At 70.5% G+C, this 9,195-nt stretch carries 6 protein-coding genes and 2 rRNA genes (1 of these 8 only partly in view); 1 reads left to right on the forward strand and 7 read right to left on the reverse strand.

Translation table 11 applies throughout. The annotated features are described in order from the left end of the window. Positions 1-15 precede the first annotated feature (15 nt). The 3 genes from GA0070609_RS17135 to GA0070609_RS17145 are packed head-to-tail and all read right to left on the reverse strand — an operon-like array spanning position 16 to position 1,796. Positions 16-873: a TlyA family RNA methyltransferase gene (locus GA0070609_RS17135; protein WP_088994706.1), complete on the reverse strand. Its 858-nt coding sequence runs from the start codon at positions 871-873 to the stop codon at positions 16-18. A gap of 19 nt (positions 874-892) precedes the next feature. Beyond that, positions 893-1,150 (reverse strand): hypothetical protein, encoded by a 258-nt coding sequence (locus GA0070609_RS17140; RefSeq protein ID WP_088994707.1) that lies wholly within the window; start codon positions 1,148-1,150, stop codon positions 893-895. Positions 1,151-1,178: 28 nt separating this feature from the next. Next, positions 1,179-1,796, reverse strand: coding sequence for a phasin family protein (locus GA0070609_RS17145; protein ID WP_088994708.1), 618 nt, complete (start codon positions 1,794-1,796; stop codon positions 1,179-1,181). Between the two features lie 111 nt (positions 1,797-1,907). Here GA0070609_RS17145 and GA0070609_RS17150 point away from each other — a divergent pair, with 111 nt between their 5' ends. Then, the gene (locus tag GA0070609_RS17150; protein ID WP_088994709.1) at positions 1,908-2,246 is read left to right on the forward strand and encodes an SCP2 sterol-binding domain-containing protein; all 339 of its coding nucleotides are present in this window, start codon (positions 1,908-1,910) and stop codon (positions 2,244-2,246) included. Between the two features lie 140 nt (positions 2,247-2,386). Here the strand turns inward: GA0070609_RS17150 and GA0070609_RS17155 are convergent, their stop codons facing one another. The 4 genes from GA0070609_RS17155 to GA0070609_RS17175 form a co-directional block, all read right to left on the reverse strand. Beyond that, positions 2,387-3,400: an HAD-IIA family hydrolase gene (locus tag GA0070609_RS17155; protein ID WP_088994710.1), complete on the reverse strand. Its 1,014-nt coding sequence runs from the start codon at positions 3,398-3,400 to the stop codon at positions 2,387-2,389. Then, entirely contained in the window at positions 3,397-4,479 is a 1,083-nt protein-coding gene (locus tag GA0070609_RS17160; RefSeq protein WP_408630672.1) for a tetratricopeptide repeat protein, read from the reverse strand. The genes GA0070609_RS17155 and GA0070609_RS17160 overlap by 4 nt, the downstream gene beginning before the upstream one ends. Before the next feature lie 1,686 nt (positions 4,480-6,165). Beyond that, a 5S ribosomal RNA gene (gene rrf, locus GA0070609_RS17170) occupies positions 6,166-6,282 on the reverse strand. An 83-nt stretch (positions 6,283-6,365) separates the two neighbouring features. Continuing rightward, a 23S ribosomal RNA gene (locus GA0070609_RS17175) occupies positions 6,366-9,195 on the reverse strand; it runs 282 nt beyond the window's last position.

The following is a 9,195-nucleotide window of genomic DNA, read 5'->3' on the forward strand; positions in this document are numbered from 1 at the left end:
CGTTCGCGACCGCGCTCACCCGGCCACCTCCTCCGTCGCCGCGTCCGGCACGTCGCCGGACGCCGCCGGACCGCCCGGCCCGGCCGCCACCACGGCCCGCACCCGCTCCGGGTCGGCCGGTGGTGCGTCCCGGCGTAACCATACGAAGAACTCGACGTTGCCGCTCGGCCCGGGCAGCGGGCTGGCGGCCACGTCGGCGAGCCCCAGCCCGAGCTGCGCGGCGGCGGCCGCCACGTCCAGCACCGCCTCGGCCCGCAGCGCCGGGTCGCGGACCACCCCGCCCGCGCCGACCCGCTCCTTGCCCACCTCGAACTGCGGCTTCACCATCAGCGCCAGGTCACCGTCCGCGCCGGTGCAGCCCGCTAGCGCCGGCAGCACCAGGCGCAGGGAGATGAACGACAGGTCGGCCACGGTCAGCTCGACGGGCCCGCCGATGGCCTCCGGGGTGAGCGTACGGACGTTGGTGCGCTCGAAGACGTGCACCCGGGCGTCGTTGCGCAGCGGCCAGGCGAGCTGGCCGTACCCGACGTCGACGGCGACCACCTCGGCCGCGCCGGCGCGCAGCAGCACGTCGGTGAAGCCGCCGGTGGAGGCGCCGGCGTCCAGACAGCGGCGGCCGGCCACCCGCAGCCCCGGGCCGAACGCGGCCAGCGCGCCGGCCAGCTTGTGCCCGCCCCGGGAGACGTACTCCGAGCTGGGGTCCTCGCCGGTGACCAGCAGCGGGTCGGCCGGGTCCACCATCGCGGCGGCCTTGCGGGCCGGCACCCCGCGCAGCTGCACCCGGCCGGCCTCCACCAACGCGGCGGCCTGCTCGCGCGAGCGGGCCAGACCGCGGCGGACGAGTTCGGCGTCCAGCCGGTTACGACGTGCCATGGGTGGTTCTCCGGTCTCCTCAGGCCTGGTCGATGGTGGCGAGGGTCTCCCGCAGCGTCTCGTAGGCCGCCTCGTACTGCGCGATCTGGTCCGCCGGGGCAAGGTCCGCCGCATTGATCATCGCCTGGACGGCGGCGTCGACGGCGGGGTGGCGAACCTCGCCGGTGTCGTCGAGCACCGCCGGACGCGGTGCGCCGGGCGGCGGCCCGGGACGAGCGCCCGGCGGCGGTCCGGGACGGGCGCCGGGCGGCGGTCCGGGACGGGCCGGGCCGGTCACCGCGCGCCTCGACGGGTCGGCGCGGACCTCACTCGGCACCGCCCGGCTGTTGCTTGCGCGGCGGCGCCTTCTTCACCGGCCGGGCCGGCTCGGCCTGGCCGGCCTCATCCTGGGCCGGGGTGACGGTGGCCGGCGGCTTCTTGACCACGGCCTTCTTCGCGACCGCCTTCTTCGCGACCGCCTTCTTCGCGACCGCCTTCTTCGCGACCGCCTTCTTCGCGACGGCCTTGGTCGGCACGGCCGGTTCCGCCGCACCCGGCGCCTCGGCGTCCGGCGTCGGCCCGCCCGGCGCCTCGGTGGCCGGGGCCGGGGCGGGTGCCTGCGGTACGGGGCCGGACGGGCCGCCCTTGGCCTCGCGCACCTGGCGCTCCAGCTCGTGTACCCGGCGGGTCAGCTCGGCGACCTCGTCGGCGGTGGCCAGGCCCACCGCGCCGAGCGCGCGGTCGACCTCGAAGCGGACCAGCTTGGTCAGCGCCTCCCGGTTGGCGGCGCCGGTGGAGAGCAGTTCCTCGGCGAGGCCCTGGAGTTGGGCGGCGGTCGCCCCGCCGGAGCCGACGAGCCGACGGACGGCGTCCTGGGCCTTCTTCCGGGGCGCCTCCGTCAGGCCCATGGCCAGCTCGAGGTAGGCGCGCCACGCGTCCTGCATGCCTGAGTCCTTCCGCGGGGTGGAGGTGTGCAGGTGTCACGCTACCGGCCCGGCGGGGCACCCCGTGCGGTACGGTGCCGGGGACGGCGTGGCTACCGGTGAGGGGGCGATGTGGCCAGCGTGGACGAGTGCCGACAGGCGTTGCAGGACCTGGCCGACCGGCTGGACCGCAACGCGGAGACGGTGCGGGAACGGGTCGACCTGGACCGCACGCTGGCCTGCCGGATCACCGACCTGGACACCGCCTTCCACGGGCGGATCGCCGACGGCCGGCTGGTCGAGATGACCGACGGCGACGACCCGAAAGCCAAGATCGCGTTGAGCACCAGCAGCGACGACCTGGTCGCCCTGGTCCGCGGCGAACTGGACGTGACCCGCGCCGTGGCGTCCCGCCGGGTGTCGATCAAGGCGAGCCCGTTCGACCTGATGAAGCTGCGCAAGCTGCTCTGACCGTCCGGCTGGCCGGGTCGGTCCGCGGCTGACGGGGCCGACGGTCGGCGGCAGCGGACGTGACCCCCGTGCCGACCGTGCGGCTGGCCGGCGGCGGGCATCCGGCAGCGTGGCCGCCCGTGCCCGCCGGGTGCGTACCCTCAGCCGGTCAGGCCGAGCGCCGCCAGGGCCTGGCCCGCCTCCGCCGACGCGGCGCGCACCGGCGCCGGCCGCGGCGCGGACCAGGCGGCCGCGCAGAGCGCCGCCAACGCGTCCAGCGTCCGGCCCGCGCCGGACAGCTCCAGCGCCCCGTCGCGGTCCGCCACCGACCAACCGGCGGCGTCCGCCGGGGCGGGCACCCGCACCACGGCCGCCGGGTCGAAGAGCCCCGTCAGGTCCACCGAGACGTACGTGGGCCGGCGCTCGGCCGGGGCGGCGAGCAGCTCGGCCACGTCGCTGACCCCGGTCAGCACCAGCAGGCTGTCCAGGCCGGCCCGCCGGGCCCCCTCGATGTCGGTGTCCAGCCGGTCGCCCACCACCAGGGTCCGGCCCTGGCCGGCGCGGCGGGCCGCGGTGCCGAACAGCGCCGGTTCCGGCTTGCCGACCACCACGTCCGGGTCCCGGTCGAGCGCGGTGCGCAGCGCGGCGACCAGCGCCCCGTTGCCCGGCAGCGGGCCCCGCCCGCTGGGCAGGGTCCGGTCGGTGTTGGTGGCGATCCAGGTGGCCCCGCCCCGGACGGCCACCGCCGCCTCGGCCAGGTCCACCCAGCCGACCTGCGGGCCGTACCCCTGCACGACCGCGACCGGGTCCTCCTCGGCCGTGCCGACCGGGGTCAGGCCGGCCGCGCGCAGTTCCGCGCGCAGCGCCTCGGCGCCGACCACCAGCACCGGGCTGCCGGCCGGGAACCGGTCGCGCAGCAGTTCGGCGGCGGCCGCCGCGGAGGTCAGCACCTCGTCGGGGTGGGCCGGCACGCCCATGCCGGTGAGCAGGTCGGCCACCTCGCTGGACCGGCGCGAGGCGTTGTTGGTGGCGTACGCCACCAACCGCCCCTCCCCGTGCAGCCGGGTGACCGCCTCGACCGCGCCGGGAATCGGCCGGTCGATCAGGTAGATCACCCCGTCCAGGTCGAAGACGACCAGGGCGTACCCGTCGACCAGCCGCTCCCCGTCGATCACCGCCGGTCCGACTCCGGCTCGTCCGCCGGGGTCGCGCCGGTCGGGGCGGCCGTCGCCGATCCGGGCTCCTCGCCGGCCGCCCGGAACGTCGCGGTGACGTCCCCGGCCGGCGCGTCGCCGGCGCTGGCCACCGACTGCGCCTCGGCCTCGGTCAGCTCGTCGTCGGCCAGGTCGTCCGTCGGCACCTCGGCGGCCTGCGGTTCGTCCCGCCACTCGGCGGCATCGACGTCCGCCCGGTCGTCGGCCGCGTCGCGCCGCTCGGCGCCGGTCTCCGCGTCACCCTGGTCCGGGCCGGCGTCCGCGTCACCCTGGTCCGGGCTGGCCGCGTCGGCCGCGTCACGCTGGTCGGGGCTGGTGTCCGCGTCGTGCGTACCGCCGGCGTCGCCGGTGAGGTCCGCGTCCGGTCGGGCCGGCACCGCGCCGGGGGTACCCGGGCCGGCGGCGATCTCCTCCGCCGACTCCTCGTCCTCCTCGTCGCCCTCGATCAGCACGCCGTCGAGTTCGAGCAGCCGCTCCGCGGCGTCGGTCTCGCCCTCGGTGTCCACGTCGGCGGCCCGGGAGAACCACTCCCGGGCCTCCTCGCGCCGCCCGACCGCCAGCAGGGCGTCCGCGTACGCGTACCGCAGCCGGGCCGCCCACGACTCGGTCGCCTCACTGGTCAGCTCGCGGACCTGGAGCATCGCCACCGCCGCGTCCTTCTGGCCCAGGTCACCCCGGGCCCCGGCGGCCACGATCAGCAGCTCGATGGCGGTGGCCTGGTCCAGCTTCTCCCGGTCCGCGCCACGGAACAGGTCGATCGCCCGCTCCGGCCGGCCCAGGGCCCGCTCACAGTCCGCGAGCACCGCCAGGTGGCTCTGCAGCCCGGTCATCCGGTGGTACGTGCGCAGCTCGGCGATCGCCGTCTGCCACTCGCCCGCGTGGTACGCGGCAAGGCCCACCGCCTCGCGGACGGCGGCGATGCGGGACGCCAGCCGCCGAGCGGCCAGCGCGTGCGCGAGCGCCTCGGCCGGGTCCTCGTCGATCAGCTGACCCGTGGCGACCAGGTGCCGCGCGACCGTCTCCGCGACCGGCTTCGCCAGCGAGAGCAGCTCGGCGCGGACGTCCTTGTCGAGGTCGGTCGCGACGATCTCGTCGGGCAGCGCGGGGGCGCGCTCGGCCGCGGCCTCGGGACGCTCCCGCCGCTCGTCGCGGCGATCCCCGCCCCGGTACCCGCCCTCGCGATCCCCACGGAAGCCGCCCTCACGACGGTCACCGCCCCGGAAGCCTTCACGGTCACCACCGCGGAAGCCACCTTCGCGACGCTCGCCACCGCGGAAGCCACCTTCGCGACGCTCGCCACCGCGGAAGCCTTCACGGTCGCCACCGCGGAAGCCACCCTCACGACGCTCGCCGCCGCGGAAGCCTTCACGGGGGGCGCCACCCTCGCGGCGCTCACCCTCGCGGCGCTCACCGCCGCGGAAGCCCTCACGGGGCGCGCCGCCCTCGCGGCGGTCGCCACTGCGGAAGCCGCCCTCGCGACGCTCGCCACCGCGGAAACCGCCTTCACGGTCGCCGCCACGGAAGCCGCCCTCACGACGCTCGCCGCCCCGGAAGCCCTCACGGTCGCCACCGCGGAAGCCACCCTCGCGCCGCTCACCGCCGCGGAAGCCCTCACGGGGCGCGCCGCCCTCGCGGCGGTCGCCACCGCGGAAGCCACCCTCACGACGCTCGCCACCACGGAAGCCCTCGCGGTCGCCGCCGCGGAAGCCCTCACGGGGCGCGCCGCCCTCGCGGCGGTCGCCACCGCGGAAGCCACCCTCACGACGCTCGCCACCACGGAAGCCCTCGCGGTCGCCGCCGCGGAAGCCCTCACGCGGCGCGCCACCCTCACGGCGGTCGCCGCCACGGAAGCCCTCACGCGGCGCGCCACCCTCACGGCGGTCACCGCCGCGGAAGCCCTCACGGTCACCACCGCGGAAGCCGCCCTCGCGGCGCTCGCCGCCGCGGAAGCCCTCACGGTCACCACCGCGGAAGCCACCCTCACGGCGGTCACCGCCCCGGAAGCCCTCACGGTCACCACCGCGGAAGCCACCCTCGCGGCGCTCGCCACCGCGGAAGCCCTCACGGGGCGCACCGCCCTCACGGTCACCACCGCGGAAGCCACCCTCACGGCGATCGCCACCGCGGAAACCGCCTTCACGGTCGCCGCCACGGAAGCCGCCCTCACGGCGGTCACCGCCACGGAAGCCACCCTCGCGACGCTCACCACCGCGGAAGCCCTCACGGTCACCACCGCGGAAGCCACCCTCACGGCGGTCACCACCGCGGAAACCGCCTTCACGGTCGCCGCCACGGAAGCCACCCTCACGGCGATCGCCGCCACGGAAGCCACCCTCACGGCGCTCACCACCGCGGAAACCGCCTTCACGGTCACCACCGCGGAAGCCACCCTCACGGCGGTCACCGCCGCGGAAGCCACCTTCGCGGCGCTCGCCGCCGCGGAACCCGCCATCCCGATCGCCGGCGTCCCGCCGGTAGCCGCCCGGCCGGAAGTCGCCATCGCGCGGCCCGCCGCGGAAGCCACCCTCGCGGCGGTCACCGCCGCGCTGGCCGCCGCGGTCGTCACGGGGGCGGTTGTCGCGCCCCCCCTGGCGGTCGTCGTAGCGGCGCGGACGGTCTCCGCCCTGGGGTCCTGAACTCACGGGTACATCCTTCCTGATTGCGCCACCAACGGCGCGACGCAGTCAAGGGCCGACCCGGATGGGGCGGCCCTCGACTGGAAGATTGTCCGGCGGTGTCCTACTCTCCCACACCCTCACGAGTGCAGTACCATCGGCGCTGGAGGGCTTAGCTTCCGGGTTCGGAATGTGACCGGGCGTTTCCCCTCCGCCATGACCGCCGTAACTCTATCAACATATCAAACAACACCACACAGTGGTCTGTTGTTCGTTTGCTGTGAGTTGCACAGTGGACGCGTAGCAGCTTAGTAGTCAAGTCCTCGGCCTATTAGTACCGGTCAACTGAACCCGTTACCGGGCTTACATTTCCGGCCTATCAACCCAGTCGTCTAGCTGGGGGCCTTACCCACCCAATGGGTGGTGGGATACCTCATCTTGAAGCGAGCTTCCCGCTTAGATGCTTTCAGCGGTTATCCCTTCCGAACGTAGCTAACCAGCCGTGCCCCTGGCGGGACAACTGGCACACCAGAGGTTCGTCCGTCCCGGTCCTCTCGTACTAGGGACAGCCCTTCTCAAGTATCCTACGCGCACGGCGGATAGGGACCGAACTGTCTCACGACGTTCTAAACCCAGCTCGCGTACCGCTTTAATGGGCGAACAGCCCAACCCTTGGGACCTGCTACAGCCCCAGGATGCGACGAGCCGACATCGAGGTGCCAAACCATCCCGTCGATATGGACTCTTGGGGAAGATCAGCCTGTTATCCCCGGGGTACCTTTTATCCGTTGAGCGACACCGCTTCCACACGCAAGTGCCGGATCACTAGTCCCGACTTTCGTCCCTGCTCGACCTGTCAGTCTCACAGTCAAGCTCCCTTGTGTACTTGCACTCAACACCTGATTGCCAACCAGGCTGAGGGAACCTTTGGGCGCCTCCGTTACCCTTTAGGAGGCAACCGCCCCAGTTAAACTACCCACCAGACACTGTCCCTGAACCGGATCACGGTCCGAAGTTAGATACCCAAATCAACCAGAGTGGTATTTCAAGATTGCCTCCACCCATACTGGCGTATGGACTTCACCGGCTCCCACCTATCCTACACAAGCTAATTCGGATACCAATGTCAAGCTATAGTAAAGGTCCCGGGGTCTTTCCGTCCTGCCGCGCGTAACGAGCATCTTTACTCGTAATGCAATTTCGCCGGGCCTGTGGTTGAGACAGTGGGGAAGTCGTTACGCCATTCGTGCAGGTCGGAACTTACCCGACAAGGAATTTCGCTACCTTAGGATGGTTATAGTTACCACCGCCGTTTACTGGCGCTTAAGTTCTCCGCTTCGCCCCGAAGAGCTAACAGGTCCCCTTAACGTTCCAGCACCGGGCAGGCGTCAGTCCATATACATCGAATTACTTCTTCGCATGGACCTGTGTTTTTAGTAAACAGTCGCTTCCCCCTGCTCTCTGCGGCCATACAACGCTCCACCCGCGCGGGGCTTCACGTCTCCGGCCCCCCTTCTCCCTAAGTTACGGGGGCAATTTGCCGAGTTCCTTAACCACAGTTCGCCCGATCGCCTCGGTATTCTCTACCTGACCACCTGTGTCGGTTTGGGGTACGGGCCGCTCAGAACTCGCTAGAGGCTTTTCTCGGCAGCATAGGATCACTGACTTCACCTGAATCGGCTCGGCATCACGTCTCAGCCTACATGTGCTGCGGATTTGCCTACAGCACGGCCTACACGCTTACCCCGGCACAACCACCGGCCGGGATCAGCTACCTTCCTGCGTCACCCCATCGCTTGACTACTACCCGCCAGGTTCCCACGCTCCCCAACATTGACCCGAAGGTCGCCGCCGGTTTGGGTGGTTAGCACAACGAGGTTCATCAGGGTCGCTCTTTCGCGGGTACGGGAATATCAACCCGTTGTCCATCGACTACGCCTCTCGGCCTCGCCTTAGGTCCCGACTCACCCAGGGCGGATTAGCCTGGCCCTGGAACCCTTGGTCATCCGGCGGAAGGGTTTCTCACCCTTCTTTCGCTACTCATGCCTGCATTCTCACTCGTGCCGCGTCCACAACTCGATCACTCGGCTGCTTCACCCCCGGCACGACGCTCCCCTACCCACCCACACACCTGCACCAACACCCGAAGGCGCCGGCGAAGTCATTGTGTGAGTGCCACAGCTTCGGCGGTGTACTTGAGCCCCGCTACATTGTCGGCGCGGAACCACTTGACCAGTGAGCTATTACGCACTCTTTAAAGGGTGGCTGCTTCTAAGCCAACCTCCTGGTTGTCTATGCGACCCCACATCCTTTTCCACTTAGCACACGCTTAGGGGCCTTAGCTGGTGATCTGGGCTGTTTCCCTCTCGACTACGAAGCTTATCCCCCGCAGTCTCACTGCCGCGCTCTCACTTACCGGCATTCGGAGTTTGGCTGATTTCGGTAAGCTTGTGGGCCCCCTAGACCATCCAGTGCTCTACCTCCGGCAAGAAACACGCGACGCTGCACCTAAATGCATTTCGGGGAGAACCAGCTATCACGGAGTTTGATTGGCCTTTCACCCCTAACCACAGGTCATCCCCCAACTTTTCAACGTTGGTGGGTTCGGCCCTCCACGCGGTCTTACCCGCGCTTCAGCCTGCCCATGGCTAGATCACTCCGCTTCGGGTCTAGGACACGCGACTGAATCGCCCTATTCAGACTCGCTTTCGCTACGGCTCCCCCACACGGGTTAACCTCGCCACATGCCACTAACTCGCAGGCTCATTCTTCAAAAGGCACGCCGTCACCCCTAAAGGCTCCGACGGATTGTAGGCGAACGGTTTCAGGTACTATTTCACTCCCCTCCCGGGGTACTTTTCACCATTCCCTCACGGTACTCGTCCGCTATCGGTCACCAGGAAGTATTTAGGCTTACCAGGTGGTCCTGGCAGATTCACGGCAGATTTCAGGAGTCCGCCGCTACTCGGGAACACCCACAGGAGATCAGCAACTTTCACCTACCGGACTATCACCGTCTACGGTCAGCCTTTCCAGACTGTTCGACTAGCCACTGACTTTGTAACTCCTCACACGAGTGTCAGCTCATGTAGCAGGGTCCCACAACCCCGACCACGCAACCCCTGACAGGTATCACACGCA

It is taken from the genome of Micromonospora echinaurantiaca (assembly GCF_900090235.1).
In the GTDB taxonomy this organism is placed as follows: domain Bacteria; phylum Actinomycetota; class Actinomycetes; order Mycobacteriales; family Micromonosporaceae; genus Micromonospora; species Micromonospora echinaurantiaca.

Excerpts from the sequence above, each read along its gene's own strand:
- GA0070609_RS17135 (WP_088994706.1), bottom strand. The coding sequence starts at position 873 with ATGGCACGTCGTAACCGGCTGGACGCCGAACTCGTCCGCCGCGGTCTG.
- GA0070609_RS17145 (WP_088994708.1), bottom strand. The coding sequence starts at position 1,796 with ATGCAGGACGCGTGGCGCGCCTACCTCGAGCTGGCCATGGGCCTGACG.